This is a genomic window from Caproiciproducens sp. (assembly GCF_053840905.1).
This window is the reverse complement of record NZ_JBNLXQ010000011.1, coordinates 1-24,591: the sequence shown is the minus strand read 5'-3', so window position 1 is coordinate 24,591 and position 24,591 is coordinate 1. Positions and strand designations below refer to the sequence as shown.

Annotated in this window: 14 protein-coding genes and 1 CRISPR repeat array; of the genes, 10 read left to right on the top strand and 4 right to left on the bottom strand. The window is 53.3% G+C overall.

What is annotated here, in order from left to right:
• Window positions 1-109 precede the first annotated feature (109 nt).
• Both ACQGQ5_RS11700 and ACQGQ5_RS11695 read left to right on the top strand, forming a co-directional pair.
• On the top strand, window positions 110-1,084 hold the full coding sequence (locus ACQGQ5_RS11700; protein WP_455736679.1) for a metal ABC transporter substrate-binding protein: 975 nt from the start codon (window positions 110-112) through the stop codon (window positions 1,082-1,084).
• Between the two features lie 262 nt (window positions 1,085-1,346).
• The gene (locus tag ACQGQ5_RS11695; protein ID WP_455736678.1) at window positions 1,347-1,793 is read left to right on the top strand and encodes a Fur family transcriptional regulator; all 447 of its coding nucleotides are present in this window, start codon (window positions 1,347-1,349) and stop codon (window positions 1,791-1,793) included.
• Window positions 1,794-1,911: 118 nt separating this feature from the next.
• On the opposite strand, the gene ACQGQ5_RS11690 is transcribed toward ACQGQ5_RS11695, so the two are convergent.
• The 4 genes from ACQGQ5_RS11690 to ACQGQ5_RS11675 form a co-directional block, all read right to left on the bottom strand.
• Complete coding sequence (locus ACQGQ5_RS11690; RefSeq protein WP_455736677.1) at window positions 1,912-4,344, bottom strand: GH36-type glycosyl hydrolase domain-containing protein; 2,433 nt, start codon at window positions 4,342-4,344, stop codon at window positions 1,912-1,914.
• Window positions 4,345-4,358: 14 nt separating this feature from the next.
• Window positions 4,359-10,478 (bottom strand): glucoamylase family protein, encoded by a 6,120-nt coding sequence (locus ACQGQ5_RS11685; protein ID WP_455736676.1) that lies wholly within the window; start codon window positions 10,476-10,478, stop codon window positions 4,359-4,361.
• A 309-nt stretch (window positions 10,479-10,787) separates the two neighbouring features.
• Window positions 10,788-12,122, bottom strand: a complete 1,335-nt coding sequence (locus tag ACQGQ5_RS11680) for an acetyl-CoA hydrolase/transferase family protein (RefSeq protein ID WP_455736675.1) — start codon at window positions 12,120-12,122, stop codon at window positions 10,788-10,790.
• A 19-nt stretch (window positions 12,123-12,141) separates the two neighbouring features.
• A complete protein-coding gene (locus ACQGQ5_RS11675) occupies window positions 12,142-13,350 on the bottom strand; it encodes an MFS transporter (RefSeq protein ID WP_455736674.1) in 1,209 nt (402 codons plus the stop codon).
• A gap of 246 nt (window positions 13,351-13,596) precedes the next feature.
• Here ACQGQ5_RS11675 and ACQGQ5_RS11670 point away from each other — a divergent pair, with 246 nt between their 5' ends.
• The 8 genes from ACQGQ5_RS11670 (at window position 13,597) to cas2 (ending at window position 23,210) form a co-directional block, all read left to right on the top strand.
• A complete protein-coding gene (locus ACQGQ5_RS11670) occupies window positions 13,597-14,484 on the top strand; it encodes a LysR substrate-binding domain-containing protein (protein WP_455736673.1) in 888 nt (295 codons plus the stop codon).
• Between the two features lie 698 nt (window positions 14,485-15,182).
• Window positions 15,183-17,648: a CRISPR-associated helicase Cas3' gene (gene cas3 / locus ACQGQ5_RS11665; protein ID WP_455736672.1), complete on the top strand. Its 2,466-nt coding sequence runs from the start codon at window positions 15,183-15,185 to the stop codon at window positions 17,646-17,648.
• Between the two features lie 26 nt (window positions 17,649-17,674).
• On the top strand, window positions 17,675-18,424 hold the full coding sequence (gene cas5c, locus ACQGQ5_RS11660) for a type I-C CRISPR-associated protein Cas5c (RefSeq protein WP_455736671.1): 750 nt from the start codon (window positions 17,675-17,677) through the stop codon (window positions 18,422-18,424).
• Complete coding sequence (gene cas8c, locus ACQGQ5_RS11655) at window positions 18,399-20,369, top strand: type I-C CRISPR-associated protein Cas8c/Csd1 (protein ID WP_455736670.1); 1,971 nt, start codon at window positions 18,399-18,401, stop codon at window positions 20,367-20,369. The genes cas5c and cas8c overlap by 26 nt, the downstream gene beginning before the upstream one ends.
• The gene (gene cas7c / locus ACQGQ5_RS11650) at window positions 20,366-21,226 is read left to right on the top strand and encodes a type I-C CRISPR-associated protein Cas7/Csd2 (RefSeq protein WP_455736669.1); all 861 of its coding nucleotides are present in this window, start codon (window positions 20,366-20,368) and stop codon (window positions 21,224-21,226) included. Before cas8c ends, cas7c begins: the two co-directional genes overlap by 4 nt.
• Window positions 21,216-21,881 carry a CRISPR-associated protein Cas4 gene (cas4, locus tag ACQGQ5_RS11645; protein ID WP_455736668.1) on the top strand — a complete coding sequence of 222 codons (666 nt, stop codon included), beginning with the start codon at window positions 21,216-21,218 and terminating at the stop codon, window positions 21,879-21,881. Before cas7c ends, cas4 begins: the two co-directional genes overlap by 11 nt.
• The gene (gene cas1c / locus ACQGQ5_RS11640) at window positions 21,878-22,909 is read left to right on the top strand and encodes a type I-C CRISPR-associated endonuclease Cas1c (protein WP_455736667.1); all 1,032 of its coding nucleotides are present in this window, start codon (window positions 21,878-21,880) and stop codon (window positions 22,907-22,909) included. The genes cas4 and cas1c overlap by 4 nt, the downstream gene beginning before the upstream one ends.
• Window positions 22,910-22,919: 10 nt before the next feature.
• Entirely contained in the window at window positions 22,920-23,210 is a 291-nt protein-coding gene (cas2, locus tag ACQGQ5_RS11635; RefSeq protein WP_275713486.1) for a CRISPR-associated endonuclease Cas2, read from the top strand.
• Between the two features lie 172 nt (window positions 23,211-23,382).
• Window positions 23,383-24,532: direct repeats of the CRISPR family, unit length 32 nt; unit sequence GTCGCTCCCCACACGGGAGCGTGGATTGAAAC.
• Window positions 24,533-24,591 lie beyond the last annotated feature (59 nt).

Sequence of the window (24,591 nt, the reverse complement as noted above, 5' to 3'; positions counted from 1 at the left end):
GCTATAGAAATATTTTTAAATGAATTGCTTGACAAGGATTCCCTCCCGGATTATATTATAAATACAAATGAGTCGCATTTGCAAGTATTATTTTTTGGAGGTAACAAAAATGTTTAAACGGTATACGGCGCTCCTGCTCAGTATAGCGGCCGTTATGAGCGCAGGCCTTTCGGCGTGCACCAGCGGCAATCCGGCGAGCACGGGGGCGTCCGGCGCGGCCCCGGCTTCCAGTACGGCGGCGGAAAAAAGCAAAAACCCGGACAGCAAGATAAAAGTTTCCGTAACCTTTAACGCCATGAAAGAGTTTACGGAAGCGGTCGGCAAAGACAAGGTGGACGTCGCCACGATTATCCCGGACGGAACAGAGCCGCACGATTTCGAGCCGAAAGCGCAGGACCTTGTCGCCCTCAGCACGGCACAGGTCTTTGTATACAGCGGACTGGGCATGGAGGCCTGGGCGGAGGACGCGGTCAAATCCGCGAACAATCCGAATCTGATCACCGTGGAAGCCTCGAAGGGCGCGGATCCGATCAAAAACACGGATCCGGAAGAAATCGAGGAACACGGACAGTACGATCCCCATATCTGGCTGAGCCTGAAGGGCGCTGAAATGGAAGTGAAAAATATCAAAGACGCGCTGGTCAAAGCCGACAGAGCCAACCAACCATATTATGAGAAAAATTGTGCCGATTTTGTTTCTGAATTGGAAAATCTTTACACGGAATACAATAAAAAATTCCAATCCGCGGAAAAGAAGAGCTTTGTTACGGGGCATGCCGCTTTCGGTTATCTCTGCCGCGATTTCGGGCTGGAGCAAAACAGCGTGGAAGACGTCTTCGCCGAGGGGGAACCCAGCGCGCAGCAGCTGACGGAGCTTGTCAAATACTGCAAAGATAACAAGGTAACGACCATTTTCGCGGAAGAAACGGCAAGCCCCGACGTTTCAAAAACGTTGGCCAAGGAAGTTGGGGCGAATGTCGAAACCATTTATACCATGGAGGGCGGCGAGGACGGCAAAACGTATCTGGAGCGAATCGAAAGCAATCTGAGTAAAATCCATGCGAGTCTGGAAAGCAAAGCCTGACGAAGGGTTGTCCCCGGCCGCACAGGCTGCGCCGCGCTTGCCCCCTGCCGCAGGATATTGAGCTGCGGCGGGGGGCAAGTCTGTTTCATGCGAAACGACCGCTTTTCTTCTTTACAAATTGTGCTATAATAAAGTTGCCGGGATACCCTTTCCCCCTTCGATTCCATCAGCGGCCCCCTCAGCATTGCTTATCATTTGTGTTGGTCTGCTGTCATACAGCCTATGCGGGTCGTGATCATTTGCATGAATCAGGAGTGATATTATGAAAAACAAAGCCGATCACCGCGCGGATCTCAGGCAAAAGGGATTAAAAAACACGAAGCGCAGGATGGCTGTGCTGGAAATATTGGAAAAACAGACCCAGCCTGTGGCGGCGGAACAAATCTTTATGCAGCTGAACCGTTACGACCTTTCGACCAGCATGTCGACGGTTTACAGAGAACTGGACAGTTTAGTGAACAACGATTTGGTTCTCAAAATAAAGATAAATGAAAGCAACAAGGCGCTTTATGAATATAACAGGATGATACACAAGCATTATTTAGTGTGCCTGGGCTGTAAAAAGATGATTTCTCTCGATATGTGCCCCCTGAAGGCTTACGAGGAGAAGCTTCAGGAGCAAACCCATTTTATTATTACGGATCACAAGCTGAATGTCTACGGTTATTGCCCGGAATGCCAGGCGAAAGGGCTGCCCCGGAAAGCTTAAATTTTTTGTTCCCGGTATTCGGAACGATAAAAAGCACCGCCTTATCCCGTCACAGCGGGGAAGGGCGGTGTTTCTGTTTTTTCGGTCCCGCCGCCGCTCCGTTTTCCCGGGCTGGCGGCTATACGACAACGCGGTGCTTTTCACCGTCGTCCACTAATAAGACTCTGTTCCCCCGGATCAGCCTGCCGTCCACGGTGATTTCCTCCGTTTTCAGCGTTCCCCTGCTTCTGCTTTCCACCCTGATTTCATAGAGAGATTTCCCATATTTGTATGCAACGGAAAAGTCCCCGAAACCCGCGGGCGTCGCCGGATCAATGATCAGCTCGTTCCCCTCTTTCCGGATGCCCAGAAACCAGTTTAACAGTCCCTGATACATCCAGCCCGCGGAACCGGTATACCAGCTCCACCCGCCTCTTCCGGTATAGGGCGGGCTGAGGGAGATATCCGCCGTCATAACATACGGTTCCTTCTCGTACCTGAGCGCGTCCTTTCTGTTTTGCGTAACGTAAATCGGGTTAAGCATGGTGAACAGGGTTTTCGCCATGTTACAGTCGGGCAGCATCGACGCGGCGATCGCCAGCCAAACCGCCGCATGGGTATACTGGCCCCCGTTTTCCCGTATGCCGGGGATATAATTTTTGATATAACCCGGGTTTTTGACCGTCTTTTGAAAGGGGGGCGCCAGAAGCAGGGAAAGGGCTTCCTCCTCCCTTACCAGATAACGCCATGCCGACTGCATCGCCGTTTTCGCGCGTTCTTTTTCCGCTCCCCCGGATATCACGCTCCAGGACTGGCTGATGGAATCGATCCTGCACTCGTCGTTTTCCTTGGAACCGAGCTTCGAGCCGTCGTCGTAAAAGGCCCGAAGATACCATTCCCCGTCCCAGGCGTACTTCTCGATGCTCTGGAGCAGGCTTTCCCGTTTCCGCTCCAGTTCCCGGCCGTAGGCCCCGTCTCCTTCCCGGCGGCACAAAGGAAGGAAATCCCCCAGCACGGTATACAAAAACCACGCCAGCCAGACGCTTTCCCCTTTCCCCTGCGCTCCCACCTCATTCATGCCGTCGTTCCAGTCGCCTCCCCCCATAAGGGGAAGCCCGTGTTCCCCGAAGCGGGTCCGGTCAATGGCTTTTTTGCAATGCTCATAAACGCTTTCGGAACGCCCGGATATTTCGGGAGTAAACATTGCGTCCTGCTGGCCCTCCTGAAGCGCCGGACCCCTGATGTAAGGTACCTGCTCCTTTAAAATCGAGGCGTCTCCGGTACTTCGGACATAGGCGGCGGTGCAGTAAGGCAGCCACAGCAGATCATCGGATATTCTCGTTCTTACCCCGATCCCCATCGGAGGATGCCACCAGTGCTGGACGTCCCCTTCTTCAAACTGCCTGCTGCAGGAAAGCAGAAGCTGCCCGCGCAGGATACCGGGATCGGCAAAGAGAAGCGAAAGGGAATCCTGCAGCTGGTCCCGGAATCCATAGGCTCCCCCGCACTGATAAAAACCCGCTCTCGCGTGAATGCGGCAGGACAGCGTCTGATAGAGCAGCCAGCCGTTCAACAGGATATCGACCGCCCTGTCCTTCGTCTTCACCCGCACGGTCCCCAATAACCCGTCCCAATAGGCCTTCACCCTGTCAAGCTCTTTTTCGGCGGCGGCGGGTTCCCGGTACTTGTTTTTGATTTCGTATATCCCGTTCAGGCTGCCGCTCTGTCCGAGCCCGAACAGCACCGTCCGGCTCTCCTGCGGCTGGATCGCGACGGATACCTGAATCGCTCCGCAGGGGTCGTAGCATACGCCCGTATGGCAGGACAGCTTGACCTGCGCTCCCCGCGGTTCCCGGACGCCGCCCCCCTGCCCCAGAAACTCCTGTCTGTCGCCGGTATAGCCGACGATCGTCTCGCTGGAAAACAGATAGGAATAGAGGTTCGGAAAGTTCATGGTATAGAGGTTCCTTGCGCAGAAGCATTCGTGCTCGTTGTCATAAGAGGTCAGAAGATAGGGATTGGTCTGCTCCCTGTCCGTACCCATGACCCATTCCACATAATAGGTCAGGCTCAGATACTTCACTTTATCCGAGCGGTTCGTCAGCTTCAGGCTCCACAGCTTCAGCGACTCCTCCAAAGGGGTAAAAACGGTCAGCTCCTGATCAACGAGCGCTTCCTCATGCAGGAACCTGCTGTATCCGAAACCGTGCCTTACCCGGTAAACGCCCCGGTCGGACCTTCCGAGGGACATGGGGGTCATGACCTCGCCGGTGATTTCGTCCAAAATATAGATTGCCTCGGAGGCTCTGTCGCTTACGGGATCGTTGGACCAGGGCGTAAGCTTATTTTCCCTGCTGTTGACGCTCCAGGTAAAGCCCGCTCCCGATTCCGATATCTGGAAGCCGAAGTCCTTGTTTGAGACAACATTGATCCAGGGTGCCGGCGGCCTGTTGTCACCCTCCAGCAGGATTTCATATTCTCTTCCCCCACAGGCAAATGCCCCGAAGCCGTTAAAAAATTCGTAATTTTCTGTTTCTTTCTCCTGTGCTGTTGGCGCATATGCTGTGTCCAAAGCCTCTTCCTCCTTCAGGGCCGGGCCTCGAAGGCCTGCTTTTCTTTTACATTGTTAAAATAAATCCCCGCCTTCTCCGAAAATACGACCCGCGCCACCGTATACAGCAGATCGATCTCCGCCGGTTTCATCTCATACGTATGCAGGGTAAAAAAGCCCGGATTCTCGTTTCCGGAATCATAGATCCGAAGAGAGCTTGTCATATCGTTGATTAACTCATCCACCTCCTGAAGATAGCCGTGCTTGGAATCGATCAGGATAATCAGGTCCACCGCAACACGGTTAATCCTCAGGTATTCGTAAGCCTTTAACACATCCTTCACGGTTCTTTCCTCCGCAATGGACCGAACCGTCAAAAGCAGGATGGGATGATCGCCGGATACGCCGAATTTCCATAAAAAGCTCTGGTTCATAAAGTTCCGTCTGATATTTTCATGCGGCCCCCGGTATATGCCCGCGGGATAATAGACCGGGCTGACCAGATCCTGAAAGGCGTTCAGCTGGGTCCTGGTAATTTCCAGATACTTTAGCTCCAGATTCGTTTGAAGCCTGAATTTTTCCAGAATATCGTCGATCCGGTAGCCGACGTTCAATTCCTCCGCTGTTTTGATTGCTTCCTCCTTGCTGCCGCACACTCCGGTAATGAAAGAAAAGCAGGCGGTTTCCCCCGCGCCTATGCAGAATTGCGCCCGCAGGCTCATAATCGGATCATTGCAAAAGCCCGAATGATTGAAAAAAGCACTGCTGTTCACCACGGACTCCGGATTCTCCAGGGTGTTGTTCCTTCCGATAAAGCGCTTTCTGTCATTTTCATATTCCAGTTTCTTGCATAGTTTCGTCCCCGTCCTCAGCATGTGCATCACATAAGGATGATCCTCCTGCTGCTTCCGCCGTCTTTTCGCAAGGAAGATTTCCTGCTCTTCCAGATACTCACTTTCCAGAAAAAGCTTATTGAACGCGGGATGGCTCAGCTCCGCCGGATAGGCGTCGTCCACCACCTCCAGATAACTGGTCACTTCCAGCCGTTTTTCCCGGTTCCCGTGATTGGTAAGGGTAACCTTGCGTATCTCAAAGTTATGGTCCGCGTCCAGACTGACGATCATGTCCGACGAGATATCCCCGTCCCTGCGTTTGAATTCCGCCTGGTGCGGGCAGAAAACCACCTGGTAATCCTCCGGCTCCGTTCTGGTGGGATGATAAGCGGCGCTCCAGAGCTTGCCCCGTTCCATGTCCTTAATATAGATATAATTGCCTGTATTCCCGTAAATATCCGATCGCCAGCGGTAAAGCATCCGGTCCTCATATTTGCTGAAGCCGTCGCCGTCCGAAGTGATCATCAGGGAATACTTGCCGTTTGACAGATAATCCACGACCGGCGAATTCACGCCCGTACTGTTGACATACCGGTTGCTGTAACTGTCTTCTTTAAAAAGGGACTTCCCGATTCTGACCGTATATCCCTGCCGGGCAATCGAAATCAGATAGGACTGGCGTTTTTCCTCGAGCAGGACTTCCGATGCCTTAATCATCATCTCCGCATGGAACCGCTCCCGGAGGACGCCCTCGTTCAGATAATTATTAATGGCGGCCAGATTCATCCCCTGATGATGCGCCATATAGGATTTTACAATGCAGTAGGGCGTCAGCTCCACAGAATTCGGCAGGTTAAAATCAACCGACTCATAAAAGCCGTAATCGCCGAAGGCGCCCAATTCCTTCAGCCGCTTCAAATTTTTTACGCATTCCCCCTCCGCGATATCCAGCGCCAGCATCGTCGCGTAGGGAGCGACCACCAGGGAATTCCTGCGGACCGGCTGGAGCCTGATCTTTGGAACGCCGAAGGCTTTGTACTGGTAATTTGAGTTCAGGTCAAAACGGTAATACTGGGATTCCGATATCCCCCAGGGTATCCCCGCCTCCCTCGCGTACTGGATCTGCTGAAGCACCGCCGCCCTGGAGGTCTGTTCGTAGACGGAGCCCTCATATTCCCTGAATACCAGGTTCGGCATCAGATATTCAAACATCGTGCCGCTCCAGGACACGAAGCACGGAATGCCCTCGACCATGGTCAGGGGCCTTCCCAGTTTATACCAATGCTTTAACGGCACCTGGCCCATGGAGATCGCAAGAAGGCTTGTGAGCGCCGATTCCGACGCCATTAAATCGTAACAGCCGTCGTCCAGCGTGTGCGAGGACACATGATACCCGATATGGAACAGCATCCTCTTTCCGTTAAATAAAAAACGGAAATCAACATTTGCCAAAATGCAGTCTATCTGATTGCAGAGTTCTCTGATCCGGCGAACCATGCCGTTCGCGAACGGATTTTCCTCCGCCGCGATACGGCAAAGCACGGGATGAGAAGAAAAGCTCTCTTTTTTCAGCTTTAAGGCCCCGGCTTCATGAACCGTGCTGTCAATCAGGCTCATCAGATGTCTGGTCCAGCGGTAATCGGCGGCCGGTCTGAGCTCCCTCCCGTTTAAGTCCTCCCAGATATCCGCGATATCTTCGACCAGTTCCCCGATGCTTTGGTAACCGTCCCTGAGCTTATATCCGGCGGAGACGCCCGTTCTCAGCCGAATTTCCTCGTTGCTGTTCCGGACCGCGGTCCTGAGCCCGGACAGAAAATTCTCCGGATAAACCGGCTTGCCGATCTGCTCTAAAAGGCCGTTTTTCAGCACGATCAGATGTCCCAGGAAATTGCCGCTGTCCACGGTGGAGATATAGGCGGGGCTGAGCACCTCGAGGGATCGGATATGATACCAGTTATAGAGATGCCCCTTCCATTTCGGCATTTTCCGAACCGTATCCATCAGGTTTTCCGCGGCTTCAACCGTAGCGCTCAGCGTTTCAAACCCCAGGTCCCTGGCCGACAGGATCGCCAGAAACTGAAGCCCGATATTGGTCGGCGATGTTTTATCGCTGACTTTCTCAGCTATTGAAATCTGATAATTATCCGGACAGAGCCAGTTGTTTTCCTTCGTGGAAAACTCCTTGAAAAACAGCCAGGTCCTGCGCGCGGTATCCAGAAGCAGCCCGCTGTCCCGTGCCTTGTCCCCCGGATGAAGCTTGTTTTCCGGCTGACTGATCCGGTACGCGATTTCAAAGGCAGTGCTCCAGTCGGCAAGGACGATCGCCGTCAGGACCATTCCCGCGGGGTTCAAAGATCCCATAAATAAAAGAAGCGCAAGCGCAGACGCCGGAAGAAAGGAGCTCCACATGGTAAGGAAATATCCTTTTCTGGTGTTGACAATCGAGGCGTCCACCGCTTCCGCCGTATTCCAGCGAAGCAGATTCTTTTTGCTGATGAAGAGCCGATACAGCGTTCTGGCAATGGCGTCGCATGCGATATACGCCCGGTAGGGCGTGATCGTGAATTCCAGAAATGCCCTTTCCAGCATCACGGCAAGTTCCTTTAAGAAGCTTTTATAAATAACGGCGAGCTTCGGCCGGACCAGCTTCTGAGCGATCACCGAAAGCAGCAGAATCACCGCGGAAAACAGATCGTTAAAGAAAACCAGGGGCAGCCAAAGATAATATGCCTGCGGCATCCATGCCAGATTCAACAGCAGAAGCAAAATCTTACTCAGCGGGACCAGGCTTCTTCTCAGGTTATCAAAGATTTTCCATTTCGACAGGGCGCATAAGCTTCCCCCGTCCGCGGTCTTCTTCATAAACAGCCATGGCAGCAGCTGCCAGTCCCCGCGCAGCCACCGGTGTTCCCTTTTGGTAAAGGACAAAACGCTGTTTGGAAAGCTGTCCATAATTTTGGCCGTGCTGGAAAAAGCCGTCCGCGCATAACAGCTTTCAAAAAGATCGTGACTCAGGATCCGGTTTTCCGGCACTTTGTTTTGAAGCACCCTGCGGAAGGTTTTGATATCATAGATGCCCTTTCCGGTATAGATTCCTTCGTTGAAAATATCCTGGTAGATATCCGAGATCACGGTTCCGTAATGGGCAAGGCCCGATTCTCCCCCGAAAATTTTCGTAAACCTGCTGCCGTTCTTGTCCGCGATATGATTCCTTACCGAGGGCTGTATGATGACGTAGCCTTCCTCCACCTTTTGCTTGGCGCGATCCAGAACCGGCTGATTCAGAGGATGATCGATCAGCCCGACCAGTTTCGCGGCGTTGTCGCGGATCAGATTGGTGTCCGCGTCCAGCGTAATCACATACCGGAAGGTGGTAAGAAGCTTCTGGTCGCAGTAAACAGAGGAGAAGGTGGTGTTTTCCTTTTCCTCTCCATTTAAAAGGTTATTGAATTCTTCCAGCTTTCCCCGCTTACGCTCCCAGCCCATATAACAGTTTTCCGCCTGATTCCATTTCCGGCAGCGGAAGAACAGGGAAAACCGCTGGTGCTCCGACGGATAGCGCTCGTTCAGCTCCTTCATGCGCGCGGCAAGAGCGCTTTCGATTTCCTCGTCCTTTGGCAGGAACGGGTCCTGAGAATCCTCAAAATCGAGCAGCAGCGCAAAGAAAAGGTTCGGCTGCCGGTTTGCCAGATAATGCTTTTGAAGACGGTCCATGTACTCCAGGCCCTGTTCCTTCGAGGAAACGATCACCGGCATGACCACAAAGGTCCTGGCTTCCTCCGGTATTTCCTCCAGATAGTTCAGAGAAGGAATCTTCTTGACTTTGATTCTTCTGGTGAATATAAAATTGGTGATCTCCAGGGAAATACCCACCAGCAGCGGAAACGCCGCCAGCAGGGCAATCACACGCCGGCCGGTATCCCACAGTCCGCCGGGGGCTCCGAAAGCGTGGAACAGGCAGGCGCCCAGTCCCAGAGTAATCAGGAACAGGGCAAGGAAATAAAGGAAGCCCTTTACGTTTATCCTTTTCCTGATTTTTTTGGGGATCGGTTTTCCCAGTACCTTCGCTTTCAGAACTGGATAGCCTTTCCCCAGAAGATAGGCCCCCACATGATGGGAACAATGCAGGTCCTCCCTTCCCTCCGCCGCCAGCTCCAGGCAGTCCCCGGCTATCTTTTCTTCCATCAGGCGATAACGGAGCGATAATTTGACAATGACTCCGCGATACATGCCCCTGGATTCCAAATCCATCCTTTGATAGACGCCGTCCGGGTCCTGGGATAAAATCCGGTCCAGGCAGGAATACTCCTCAAAAAATTTCTCCTCGTCCACTTCATTGATATCCCTCAGGCTGACAATCAGCGTCCGGATATTGGTCTCAAGAAACGATTCGATCTTTCCTTCCTCCAGAAAGACGCCGGAGGTCTTCACCTGTTTTCCCGGGGAAGCCAAATGATATTCCAGATAGTTTTGGATGGAAGCCTCGTCAAAGGACATATTTTTCAGCAGATAGACAACATGGGCATGGAACGAGCAGTTCCGCTTTAAGGAATCCTCCTCTATTTTGCACAGCAGTGCCGACAGGTCGGCCGGCCCCTGCCGATCCGCCAGCCTGTCCCGCAGAAATTTTTCCGCCTTCGACTTCACGTCAATCATCTGAAGGATTTCATCCGCGGCTGCGATGATCTCTTCCAGCAGGCAAAAGCCCAGCACTTCCGGCAAAACCCAGATTTCCTTGTCCGTAAGCGGTATTTTCCGCTGATATGCCTTCAGCATCACGGAAATATTTTCTTCACTCAGGTGTCCGCCGGAAAGAGCCACCATCTTTTTTGCCACAACATAAACGCGGGGAAAGTTACGGTATTCCTTCCCTTTCAGAACCGGCAGTACGGCATAGTCCGTTCCCGAGGTACGCACTTTTTTGATTTCCCGGTACAGCATCTGGAAATTGTCAAAGAGCCAGCGCGCCGCCGGAATCAGGGAAATCATATCGGCGGATACGGCGGAGATGCCGTCCCTGATTTTATTGAGTTCCTTATAGGCGGCCTGATTATAATCATTCAGAACAAAGCTATATCCGGCCAGCCTGACCTGACTGTGGCTTTCCGCCAGATCAAGCATCTGCTTTTCCCACTCGCCCGGACCCGGTTTCTCTCCTTCTCCCGGGGAACAGACCGAAAAATCCACCTTCCTGCCAAAATGGTTCAGCCTGCGATACAGCAGGAACAGAAACAAACAAAGCAGTGAAATCAGGATCGGTAACACAACCGGCAAAGACGGTGGATTGATAGAAAAGCTCATTCTTTTCAACAAGATCTGCAATGGAAGCTCCTCCTTAGTTAAGAGATCCTTCGGACAGGACAGGATCTCTTTACGGATAGTTTGTCTGTTTTTCCACAAAAAATAGCCATTCACTGCATATTTTCAATATGAAAAGAATCCGCCGATCATAAGCGGGACCCCGGCGAAGCTTTGAAACATTGCGGGAAAACAAAAAATCGCCAGCCTTTCCGAATGATCACAAACGGAAGGGCTGACGCTTTTCTTATATCAATCATTATTTTGATGTTCAGAAAATGCTGTAAACGTCCCAAACAAGCAGGGGGCGTTGTGCGGGGGGAAAACAGTTTTTTACCAAATTCTGTTTATTTCGGCCTGGCGGCGCAGCTCCTCCCGAAAGTCCGGATGCGCAATGTTGATGAGCGCTTCCACGCGGCGGCTCACATTCAGCCCGCGCAGCCACGCAATACCGTATTCCGTCACCACATAGTCCGTGTCGTTGCGGGACGTGGTGACGGTCGAGCCCTCCTTCAAAAACGGTACAATCTTCGAGTGAAGGACCTCTTTTCCGTTCTCATCCTTGGTGGTATAGGTAGAGTGCATCGCAATAATCGACTTGCCGCCGGGAGACATCTGCGCGCCCTGCACGGTTTCCGACTGCCCGCCCGTGCCGGACCACTGGGTGTGGCCGACCGTTTCCGAAGCGCATTGGCCGGTAAAGTCAACCTCCAGCGTGGCGTTCACCGAAACAAATTTATTGTTTTTCCCAATGGTGTACGGGTCGTTGGTAAAGGTGCAGGATTTAAACAAAACAGAGGGATTGTTGTCGATGTAATCGTACAGCCTTTGGCTTCCCATTGTGAAAGAGCAGACCGAGTAGCCGTTGAGCAGACCCTTTTGGGAATTGTCCACCGCGCCGCATTCAATCAAATCCACCATGGTTTCCGTAAACATTTCCGTGTGGATTCCCAAATGGTGCTTGCTCTTCAGCTCCGTCGCCACCGCATTCGGAATATTGCCGATTCCCAGCTGAATCGTAGAGCCGTCCTCGATCAGTGAGGCGATATATCTTCCGATTTGCGCATCCGTTTCGGTATAGGGAGCCAGCTTGCTTTTAAAGATGGGGCGGTCGGATTCCACAACTGCCGCAACCTCGGAAATGTGGACCTGTGTGTCGCCGAAGGTACGGGGAAAATTGGGGTTCACTTCCACGATGGCAAGCGCCCCCTTATCGATCAGGTCCCGCTCGTAAATCGCGCTGACGGACAGGGACATATAGCCGTGCCGGTCCATCGGGGATACCGTGGCCAGCACCACGGGGCGGCGATTCTCATAAGCGATGCGGTCGAGGGTTTTGCGCAGGATGGAGGTGGAGCTCTGGGGCACGTCGCTCACCAGCTTTTTGGTCTGTGCGTCGCGCAGGCCGGCATTGAAAAACCAGCCGTTATGCGCCATAATCCCCTTCATTTCAGGGTCCTTGAACGCCTCGTAATCCTTTAGGGGCAGGCAGGTGTTCAGGACTGTATTTTTTACGCCGGTTTTCTTGAGGTACTGCAGTTTTTCAAGAATCGCCTCGGGCTCCCCGGCCGCTTGGGCGGAAAACATATAATCGTTGTCCTGAATCAATTCCAGCGCCTGTTCGGCGGTCATTTTTTTCTCACGGTATATTTCTTCAAATGATTTCATGAAAATTTCCTTTCTGAATTTACTGTTTCTTTTCCTTTGCTGTTCGCCCTGTTTCCGGAAGAAGGAACGATCCGAGGAAGAAGGTTGCGCTCATCACCAGCGCGATGGTCAGTCCGGCCGAATACCCGGATTTGTCGATCACAATGCCGATCAGATAGAACACAACCGATTCGATCACATAGGACAGCGCCCAGAACAGCCCCATAATGGTCGTCAGCTTTGCGGGGGACATGTTCGGCAACTCCTGCGGAATCATTACGAGGGAGGTAATCGGCAGGAACATCAGCACGCCGATGGCAAAGGCGGCAACCATCGAAAGCAAGCCGTTTTTCGTGTTGAACATCAGCACACCGAACAAGGTCATGGCAAGACCGCTCCAGCGGATCACGGGCAGGCGCTTGAAGTATACCTTGGACAGAAGAATCGCCAGCACGGAACCGACGACGCCGCCGACCGCCACCAGGGTGCTGAGTGTTTTAGAGTTGATTGCGGTTACTCCGGAAATCGGGAAAATATTGAGCAGCACAATGTAGAAGGTAAGTAATCCGGAATAGGTAAGCGGCAGGAACCAGTTGGTTTTTTCCCTGATCGCATCCCCTATGGTATATTTCTCCGTGTCCGCACCGGAGGAACTGTTCAATTCAAAGTCCTGTCCCAAAACCGGCCATGCGATAAACAGTACGGCGCTGATTGCCGCGAAAAACGCCATGCTGTACTGCCAGGTCTGCATCCAGCGGATGACCGGGCCGACGATCAGCATTGCGATGATTCCCCCGACATTGTAGGCCACGTTATTGAGCGCATTGACGGTCGGGCGTTTCTCAGGGGTAAAAAAGTGAATGACAACCGGGCTGAAATAAACTACGTACAGCGCGCCGCCAAACCCCATAAGGAAGCGGCCCAAAATGAAAATCCAATACTGCGGCGCCAGCACAGCCAGCGCGCTGCCCGCGACAATCAGCCCGGAACCCAGGCCAATCGCCTTTTTGGGCAGCAGTTTGACAAGAATTCCGGCGGCCATGAAGTTGCCGATAATTTTTGCGATAGTAATAGCATTGGAAATAAAGGTTGCCGAAGCAAACGACTGCAGATTGAAATATTTCATGATCTGCGGCGTCAGAGTACTGCCGGCGACCCAGTTCACGGCGAAAAACGCGTATGTAAAAAACATCACCGTTTCAATCAGAATGGCCCTGACGGAAGATACTTTTTTCTCTTGCTCTTGCACAAATACCTCTCCTCTCGCTTGCATACAGCCGCATGCAAGCTTTCATTGAATTTCGTCTGCTTTGGCCAAAGCATTTCTTCATCATTATCATAACACGGTATTTTTCAGAGGAAAAATACAAAAAATTCATACCCATATGAATCAATTTCATATAAAAGCGTTCCCTAATTGGCGATTTCAGGATTGCAATCACAGGATTTCCAGGTATAATGAAGACAGAGTAAACAATTGAGGAGGAAATCCCCAATGACGATGGTTCAGCTGGCCTACTATGTGGAAGTGGTCAAACAACGCAATTTTACAAGAGCGGCGGAGAAGCTTTTTGTCAGCCAATCGACCCTGAGCAAGGCCATTCGCGCGCTGGAGAATGAATTTCAGGCGGAATTCATTGGACGCCGGGTGAAGGATCTTGTGATTACGCAGGACGGTCTGGCATTTTATGAATACGCGGCAAAGCTGCTGGACTATTATCACACGCAGACACAGGAACTGGAGCAGCGGCTGCGCTGCTCGGGCGGTACCCTGACGCTCGGTCTTCCGCCGTCCGCCGGAACAATCTATTTTTCCTCCCTGATCTATCAATTCCGGAAGGCTTACCCGGAAACCGATTTGCAGATTACAGAGATCACCTCCAAATCGATCCGCGATCTGGTGGATGACGGATCGCTCGACCTGGGCGTGGTCATCGAACCGTTTTCGGACGGTAAGTTTTACAGCCAGACCGTTTTTCGCTCGGAAGCCGTGCTGGCCGTTCCCAAGCAGCATCCGCTTGCTGCCAAAAGCTGCGTGGACTTCGGGGCGCTGGGGGCGGAGCGTTTGTTAATGGTTTCTCCGGATTATATGTATTACGATGTAGTGCTGGAACGCTGCAAAGCCGCGGGCTTTACGCCGAATATCGTTTTTGAAAGTTCCCAATGGGATTTGCTTTTGGAAATGGTCGCAAACAATCAAGGCGTCAGCATCTTGCCCAAGCCCCTGGTCGACAAGCTGTACGCCGACCGTGTATGTCAGCTCCACCTGAAGAACCCGGAATTTCCCTGGGCGCTCTCCGTCATTTACCGCACGGATAAGTTTTTGACCATACCCATGCAGCATTTTTTGAAAATATGCGGCAAATCGAAGCAGTCCCCCTAACGTAGCGCGAGGCATTACGGGATTCTTCGGCGGATCCGATCGGGCAGCAGACGATTCGTCCGCTATATTTCGAGCCTTGGGAAGAGTTTTCGACAGAAAAGACAATTGCGCACAATCTGCAGTGATAGGATACTCCATTTTCTGATTCTATTTATGAGTAGAAAAAAAGAGGCCGCCAACCGTTATGGATGGCAGTCTCTTACTCTTTTATTCCGTAATCTTTCCGATCACACTTGAGCAAAGTTGAACATCGTGCATTTTTAATTGCTGTATAAATACAAATAGTCACCCCGGCACCTTCGGCGATTTTTTTGTGCGTTCAAACTGCTTGATGATGAAACGTTCCGCACGGTTTGGGAACTTGAACACAAGTATGGAAATAAGAACTTTTGGTGTAAGGGCGAGCAGTACGGCTTGACAAATCAAAAGTACTTGCCTTTGCTACCATGAATGGGAATTGACGAGCTTTCGGTGTCTCCACACTGTGTTTTACCATTGAGGAAAAAAGTCAGGGAAACAAGAATCATACAGTCATGATAGTGCGATGGTTTTGATATTGTGATAAAAATCAGCTTTTAATATGTAAAATTATAGTTAAAACACCAGAAATCCGTCGGTTTATTATTGATATATTTATATTCCGGAAGTATACTGAAAAAGAAAGCATCTTTCAAACACGAAAATTCAGAGGTAGACAAATGGAAGATCACCGCATTTTAGCACACATCGATCAAAAAACCGGCCGTGTACAGCCGCTTTCGGAGCACAGCCGGAACGTGGCCGTATCCTGCGGAAAATCCTGTGAAAAAATCGGGCTTCCTTCCCTTGGACTGCTGGCCGGCCTCCTGCATGACAGCGGCAAGGGAACGACGCAATTCCAGCGCTATCTGCGCGGCGGCGACGCGTCGCAGCGGGGGAAAATCCCCCACTCCTTCTGCGGAGCCCGGTACTGCTATGAAAACTGGGGATTGGACGGCTCCGTCAAAGGGCTTACGGCGGAACTTCTTACCGCCGCTGTCTGCGGGCACCACGGCGGGCTGCCGGATGTAACGGGCGTTACCGGGGACGACTGCCTGCGGCGGCGCGCATGGCCCGAAAAGGAGATCAACTACGAAGAGGCTTTACAAAACTATTTTCAGAAAAGTTCCTGTCCCCGGGAACTGGACGATCTGTTTCTGAAAGCGCAGCAGGAGGTTGGAAAGCTCGGAAATTCCATCCGAAGCCTCTGTGAAAAAATTCCTTCCGGCGGCAGAAAGAAGGCGTTCTGCTTTCTTTTGGGAATGGCCCAGCGGTATCTGCTGAGCTGCCTGATCGACGCCGACCGGTATGACACCTTTTTATTTGAAGCAAACGAGCAGGAACCGCAGCCGCCGGATCTGCATGCTTTATGGCGGGAGCTTGCCGAAAAACTGGAAAACCATCTGCGGGGATTCTCCGGGCAGTCCCCCATCGACCAAAAGCGCCGGGAAATTTCCGGGCAATGCCTTCGCTTCAGCAAAAACGGCAGCGGAATCTACCGGCTGTCCGTACCGACCGGCTCCGGAAAAACGCTCAGCTCCCTGCGTTACGCTCTGAACTGCGCAAGAGAAAACGGCAAGGAGCACGTCTTTTACATAGCCCCCTATAAAAGTATTCTGGAGCAGAACGCTTCGGATATCCGGGCCGCCCTCGGCCTGGATGACGAGGATGCACAGACGGCCAGAATTCTGCTGGAACACCACAGCGACGTGGTCGTCGCCGACGAAGAAAAGGAGGAGGCCGGCCGCCGCGAGCTCCTGACCCAGCGGTGGTCGCCGCCGGTGATCCTCACCACCACGGTACAGTTTCTCAACACGCTTTTCGACGGGAGGACCGGATGCGTACGACGCATGCACAGTCTGGCAAATTCCGTGATTATTCTGGACGAGGTTCAGGCGATGCCTGTGAAATGCACGCTTCTGCTCAACGCGGCGCTGGATTTTCTCGCGTACGTCTGCAACTGCGCGGTCGTTCTCTGCACCGCGACCCAGCCGAGTTCGGAGGAGCTAAAGGTTCCGGTTATTCCGGGCGAGCCAGCGCAGATGACCGAAAATCTGGAAGAGACGTTCGCGGCCTTCCGACGCACCCGGGTCGTGGACAAAACCGCCGAAGGCGCTTTTTCCGCAGACCGGCTGGCGGAATTCAGCGCTGACAGGCTGACCGGCTGCGAAAACCTGCTGGCAATTCTGAACACGAAGTCCGCCGCGGCTTCCCTGTACCGCGCTCTGCAGACCCGCATGGAGGAACGCCCGCAGGAAGAGCGCGTGCCGCTCTATTTTCTGAGCACCAGCCTGTGCCCGCAGCACCGGATCGACCGGATCCGGGAGATTCGTGACAAACTCAAGGCTCCGGGCGCCGGCCGGATGGTCTGTATCAGCACCCAGCTGATCGAAGCCGGGGTCAACCTGTCTTTCCAGTGCGTGATCCGCTCTCTCGCCGGGCTGGACAGCATTGCGCAGGCCGCCGGTCGCTGCAACCGCCACGGGGAAAGCGCCTGCCGCGATATTTTCATTATAAAATGCGCGGATGAAAATCTCTCCTCGCTTCCGGATATTCAAAGGGCGCAGGAAGCCGCCGCCGAAGTGCTGGACGCCTCTCAGATCGATTCCGCACAATTCGGGGACGATCCCCTTTCCCCCCGGGCGGTCAGGCGATATTACCATCATTACTATCATCTGCAGGAACAGCAGCTTTCTTATCCCGTCAGCGAAAAAGACGATCCCAAGCTCTTCGCTCCGACCGATTTGTTCGATCTCTTATCCGAAAATTCCCTGTCCCGAAAAAGCAGTGCGGAAAACCGTGTTCCCCGCCCGCCGCACCCGATGCATCAGGCGTTTGAAACGGCGGGAAAGCTTTTTGAAGCCATTGAAAAGGGCGGCCTTGACGTGATCGTTCCGTATGGGGAAGGAAAAAACCTGATCGCGGAGCTGTGCGCGGAACCCGATCTGCGCGAGCTGCCGGGGCTGATCCGGCGGGCGCAGCGTTTTACCGTCCACCTGTTCGACGGCGAGCGACGAAAGCTCAGCGATCTGGGAGCGATCCGTATCCCGCCCGACAGCGGCGCGGCCATTCTGCGCGAAGGGTTTTACCACCCCGACCTCGGCGTACAGACACGCCGCGCGGAAATGGACACACTGATCGAATAATCTGTTTACAGAAAGGAGAATCATCATTGGAATATGAAAACAGCGTAAGTTTTCTGATTTCCGGCAAAATGGCGCTTTTCAGCGACCCGGTCACAAGGGCCGGAGGGGAAAAATGCAGCTACCAGGTACCGACCTATCAGGCGCTCAAGGGTATTTTGGAATCCGTGTACTGGAAACCGACTTTTATCTGGCATGTGGACGCGGTGCGGGTCATGAACCCCATCTGCAGCCGGTCGGAGGGGATCCGCCCCATCGGTTATACCGGCGGGAACACGCTTTCCATTTACACGTACCTGACCAACGTCGCCTATGAAGTAAAAGCCCATTTTGAGTGGAACGAAAACAGGCCCGACCTTTCGGCCGACCGCAATGAAAACAAGCATTACCTGATCGCGAAGCGCATGATCGAGCGCGGCGGACGGCGCGACGTATTCCTCGGCACAAGGGAATGCCAGGCGTATGTCGAATCCTGCGAAGCCGGTTTTTCCGATACAGCGAAAGGATATTACCGCGATACGCCCGAGCTTTCCTTCGGCCTGATGTTCCACGGATTCAATTATCCTGACGAAACCGGACGGAATCAGCTGGAAAGCCGCTTCTGGTATCCGAAAATGAGAAACGGCGTCATCGAATTCTGTACCCCCGGGGACTGCCCCGTGGTAAGGGTCATTAAAAAGCAAAAGCCAAAGGCGTTTGTAATCGGGCAGAATCTGTCCGGCTGCGACGATCCGGCAAAGGAGGCGGCACCGAATGGGCTGGATGCAGAAGCTCTATGAAACCTATGAAAACTGCCAGAGCCTTGTGGGCAAAAAGGAAGGCGACCTCCCTCCCCTCATGCCCATTTACCACACCATCCAGCAGGCTCACGTGGAAGCGGTCATCGACACCAACGGCTGCTGGCGATCCGGCCGCGCGCAGGTTCTGACCGACAAAAAGGACCGGGCCACGCTGATTCCCTGTACGGAACAGTCGTCCGTCAGAACCAGCGGCCCCGTACCCCACCCGCTGTTTGACGGTCTGAAATACATTGCGGGGGACTACGGAAACTACCGCGACCCGAAAAGCAGCCACTACGCCGAATATATTGAGCAGCTTTCCGCATGGTGCGGTTCGCCGTACGTCCATCCGAAGATCCGTGCCATTCTGGAATATCTGAAAAAGGGAACGCTGATGGCCGATTTGATTCGCGACAATATTTTATACCGGGAGGAATCCGGGCGGCTGCCGGAAACCTGGGACGGCAAAAAAGAAGATACTCCTCCCATCTTCAAAGTGTGCTCCAAGGACCAGGCCGACGCTTTTATCCGCTTTCAGGTGGTCCCGGCAGACGGTACGGAGGATTTGCGGAGCCGGCCGTGGGAGGATGAAACCGTTTGGAAAAGCTTTATTGACTATCAGAACAGCCTGCAGGCGGACCGGGGCTGCTGCTATGTTTTAGGAAAAGAGATGCCCGTGTCTTCCTTCAGCCCGAAATATATCCGACGGCCGGGCGACGGCGCAAAGCTGATTTCCGCCAACGACGACAGCGGTTTCACCTACCGCGGCAGATTTGAAACGCCTTCCCAGGCGTTCTGCGTCGGGCGGGAAACGACGGAAAAAGCCCACAATGCCTTAAAATGGCTGATTCCCCGGCAGGCTTATGTCAACGGGGACCAGATCATCCTTTCGTGGAGGACGGACGGCAGCAAAGCGATCGACCCGTGCGAAGGAGCGCTGGATTTGCTGTTCGACCTTGAGCCCGACCCGCCGCCGGTCACGACCGGGGAGGAATTCGCGGCGCGTTTTACAAAAGCGATGGCGGGATACGGCGGCAATCTGAAAGGCTGGGAGGACATGTGCGTCATCGGGCTGGATTCCGCCACACCGGGCCGGCTTTCCGTTTTTTACTACCGTGAAATGCAGGCGAAGGACCTTTTTACGCGCGTGAAAAGCTGGCACGACACCTGTTCCTGGGAGCTGTACGGCTTTCCTGAGACCGCTTGGAAGTCGGGTGAAAAAACAAGGCCGATGCCTTTTCGGGGCGCGCCTTCCCCAAAATCCATTGTGAAGGCGGCCTACGGCAGCCGCGCCGACGACAAGCTTATGAAAAGCGCCGTACAGCGCCTGCTGCCGTGTATTGTGGACGGCGCTCCCCTGCCCGAAGACCTGATGCTCTGCGCAGCCCGGCGCGCCTCCAACCCCGAGGCAATGGACAAAGGGGAATACCGAATGACGCTCGGGGTCGCCTGCGCCTTAATCCGCAAATACCGCAACGACCGCATCAACCATAAACAAATCAAGGATGAAACATACAGGGAGGTTTGGACCATGGCATTGAATCCGGAGGAAAACGACAGAAGCTACCTGTTCGGCAGGGCGCTCGCCTACGCGCAGCAGATCGAAAGCTATTCGCTCGGGCTGTCGGAAACATCCCGCAGCACCAACGCGGAGCGGGTGCAGGCGGCGTTCAGCCAGCACCCCGCGAAAACATGGAAAACGTTATACCATCAGCTTCTGCCCTATCTGCAGAAGCTCGGCGACAGGGGGAAACGGTACCGGGAGGAGCTGGACGAAGTGATTTCCCGTATTCCCGTCAATGAATTTTCAAACGCTCCGCTCTCCGAAATTTATCTGCTGGGCTATGCGTGCCAGATGCAGAAATTTCATGAGGAAAAGCAGGAAAACATCCGTAAAAAAATGGAAGCTGCTGAAAGCAGTACAAAAGGAGAGGAAAATAAATGAGCACACTGGCCAACAAGATTGATTTCGCGGTAATTTTGTCCGTAAAAAATGCAAACCCGAACGGCGACCCGCTGAACGGCAACCGTCCCCGCGAGACCTATGACGGCATCGGCGAAATTTCGGACGTATGCATCAAACGGAAAATCCGCAACCGCCTGATGGACATGGGGCAGCCTGTTTTCGTCCAGTCCGACGACAAACGCGCGGACGGCTTCAAAAGCCTGAAGGAACGCGCGGATTCCGTAGACGAGCTGAAAAAGACAAAAGACAGTGAGCTCTATGCGAAAGTCGCCTGTGAAAAATGGATGGATGTGCGTTCCTTCGGGCAGGTCTTCGCTTTCAAAGGCAACGACGTCTCCGTCGGCGTACGCGGTCCCGTTTCCGTCCACCCGGCCTTCAGCGTCGACCCCATCGACATCGCCAGCATCCAGATTACCAAAAGCGTCAACAGCGTGACGGGAGATAAGAAATCCTCCGACACCATGGGGATGAAGCACTGCGTTCCTTTCGGTGTCTATGTGTTTTACGGCAGCATCAACTGCCAGCTGGCGGAGAAGACGGGATTTACGGAAGAGGACGCAAAGCTCATCCGCAAAGCGCTGATTTCCCTGTTTGAAAACGACAGCTCTTCGGCGCGGCCGGACGGAAGCATGGAAATCTGTAAGGTATTCTGGTGGAAGCACAACTGTAAAACCGGACAGTACTCTTCCGCCAAGGTACACCGTTCCTTACACATTGACCAGATCAAGGGCAAAAAAGCCCCGGGCGGCAATCTGCCTTTCCGGATGGAGGATTACTATACCGTCACGGTCGATACGCTGGACGGACTCACCCCTGAAATTTACGATGGAATATAGCGAGGAGGAATTCCTGAGCATCGCCGGCCTCCAGCATTTCGCTTTTTGCCGCCGCCAGTGGGCGCTCGCCTATCTTGAGATGCAGTGGAACGAAAACCTGCGCACCGCCGAGGGCCACATCCTGCACGAGAACGCGCACGACTCCTTCTCCGCTGAAAAGCGCGGGGACCGGATTGTTTCGCGCGGGATGGCTGTGTTTTCCCGCAAACTCGGCGTAAACGGAGTCTGTGACATTGTGGAATTTCACGCTTCTCCCCACGGCGTGCCCATTTTCGGCCGCGAAGGGAAGTGGCTTCCCGTGCCGGTGGAATATAAGCGCGGCTCGCCGAAAGAAAACGACGCCGACCGTCTGCAGCTTTGCTGTCAGGCCATGTGCCTGGAAGAAATGCTCCTGTGCGGAGAAATTCCAAAAGCCTATCTGTATTACGGCGAAACCGCCCGCAGGACCGCCGTCCCTCTGGACGAAGCCCTGCGCGGGAAAGTCGCCGCCATGCTTTCGGAGATGCACGAGCTTTCCCGCCGGAATCATACGCCGCGCGTAAAGCCGACAAAAAGCTGCAACGCCTGCTCGCTGAAGGGCCTTTGCTTGCCAAAGCTGTGCCGCGGCGGTTCTGCGGCGGATTATCTGAAAAAGCGTCTGGAGGAATTTTCGTGAAGATATTGGGAAACACGCTGTACGTTACTTCACAGGACGCCTATCTGGCGCTGGACGGTGAAAACGTGGTCATACAAAGGGAGGAAAGCGAAACCCGGAGAATTCCGCTGCATAATCTGGACGGAATCGTCACCTTCGGCTATACGGGTGCCAGCCCCGCCCTGATGGGGGCCTGCGCCGAACGCGGCGTCGCGCTGACCTTTCTCACGATGCACGGACGTTTTCTGGCGCGCGTATCGGGAACGGAACAGGGAAACGTGCTGCTGCGCAAAACCCAGTACCGCTTTTCCGATGACGAAGCGCAAAGCGCGGGGATCGCCCGGGGTTTTATTACCGGAAAACTATTTAATTCCCGCTGGATTGTCGAGAGGGCCGCCCGGGATTATCCCCTGAGACTGGATAAGGAAAAACTGAGCGGAGTTTCCGCTTCTCTGGCGGACGCGATCCGAAGCCTTCCGTGTGCGGAAACACTGGAAGATATCCGGGGGATCGAGGGGAAAGCGGCGACACAGTATTTTTCCGTGCTGGACGATATGATCCTGCAGCAGAAGAACGACTTCTTCTTCCGCAGCCGCAACCGCCGCCCTCCCATGGACAACGTTAACGCGATGATATCCTTTGTCTACACCCTTCTCGCCCACGATACGGCCTCCGCTTTGGAAGCCGTGGGACTGGACCCCTATGTCGGGTTTCTGCACCGCGACCGGCCGGGAAGGCTTTCCCTCGCGCTGGATCTGATGGAGGAGTTCCGTTCGGTTCTGGCAGACCGCTTTGTTCTGACTCTGATCAATACGAAGCAGGTCAACGGCGGAGGTTTTATCCAGAAAGAAAACGGCGCCGTCCTGATGGACGATGATACGCGAAAAACCATTCTGACTGCCTGGCAAAAGAAAAAGCAGGAACAGATCACCCACCCAATGCTTGGAGAAAAAATGGAGTGGGGCCTTGTCCCGTATTCGCAGGCTTTGCTTCTTGCGCGGTACCTGCGCGGAGACATGGATGTTTATCCGCCGTTTTTATGGAAATAGGAGAAGTCATATGCTCGTATTAATTACTTATGATGTAAATACGGAAACCCCGGCCGGGCAAAAACGATTGCGCAAGGTCGCAAAAGTATGCGTAAATTACGGACAGCGCGTCCAGAATTCCGTATTTGAATGTATTATGGACGCCGCCCTGTGCTGCACGGTCAAGCATCAGCTCGAAAAAATAATCAACCCGGAAAAAGACAGCCTCCGTTTTTACTACCTTGGCGATCACTACAAAACAAAGGTCGAACACATGGGAGCAAAACCCTCTTTTGATGTTACGGAACCGCTTATTTTATAAGGTGCGAACGGTAAGCACACATGCTTTTACTCTGCTGTTCGCACCTTCTAACAATCAATTTTAATTATTATGAAGAATCGTTTTTGAATTGTCTTGGATAGTGCCAGGCAATTTATAGGAAAATTGCTGCTATCTTTCTTGATAACATGCGATTCGTTTGTTACTTTTTGCTGTCGCTCCCCACACGGGAGCGTGGATTGAAACTTTGATGCTTTCATCCCAATGCCTCCTGTTCAAGTCGCTCCCCACACGGGAGCGTGGATTGAAACCCTCCATCATCATCTGCATATTCTGCTGCGAGAGTCGCTCCCCACACGGGAGCGTGGATTGAAACTGACCGCAAAGGAGAAGATGGCCATCAGGAAGCTGTCGCTCCCCACACGGGAGCGTGGATTGAAACTAACCAGCAGCCATACAACGGCAAGGTTGCTGAGTCGCTCCCCACACGGGAGCGTGGATTGAAACGATACATATTGCGGGAGCAACGTGGTCGTGAAACGTCGCTCCCCACACGGGAGCGTGGATTGAAACGATCTGCTGGAATTACAGCACAGGGGGCCACTGGGTCGCTCCCCACACGGGAGCGTGGATTGAAACCCCCTACTTGATTATAACCTCAAAATACACCCATGTCGCTCCCCACACGGGAGCGTGGATTGAAACTTTAGAAACTTGCTTTGAATCATAACGGTCAATTGTCGCTCCCCACACGGGAGCGTGGATTGAAACTGATTCCGGATCTTTTGGCTCGTCTATCGGTTCCGTCGCTCCCCACACGGGAGCGTGGATTGAAACGTATTCGCGTAAACCTCAACCCGTGGAGCCAAAGGTCGCTCCCCACACGGGAGCGTGGATTGAAACTGTTCCGTCGCAGTCAATGCTCTGCGGTAGTGCCGTCGCTCCCCACACGGGAGCGTGGATTGAAACTTGCTTACTTCTTTCGGGTCATACCTGTCAATCGTCGCTCCCCACACGGGAGCGTGGATTGAAACGAAACAGCTATCTGTTGACCCGTAAGCGGAATAGGTCGCTCCCCACACGGGAGCGTGGATTGAAACCTATTCAAAACGCCAGCTAAAAAAGATGGCTAAGGTCGCTCCCCACACGGGAGCGTGGATTGAAACGCTTTCTGGTCGTTTTGAAATGATTGATTCTGGTGTCGCTCCCCACACGGGAGCGTGGATTGAAACGAATAAGGAACACCTGCAACATAACCAGTATCATGTCGCTCCCCACACGGGAGCGTGGATTGAAACAATCTTCTCAATCATCTGGCTATAATCCTGATTAGTCGCTCCCCACACGGGAGCGTGGATTGAAACGGGTTTGGCCATGATCGTCTGTCGGAACTGATTGGTCGCTCCCCACACGGGAGCGTGGA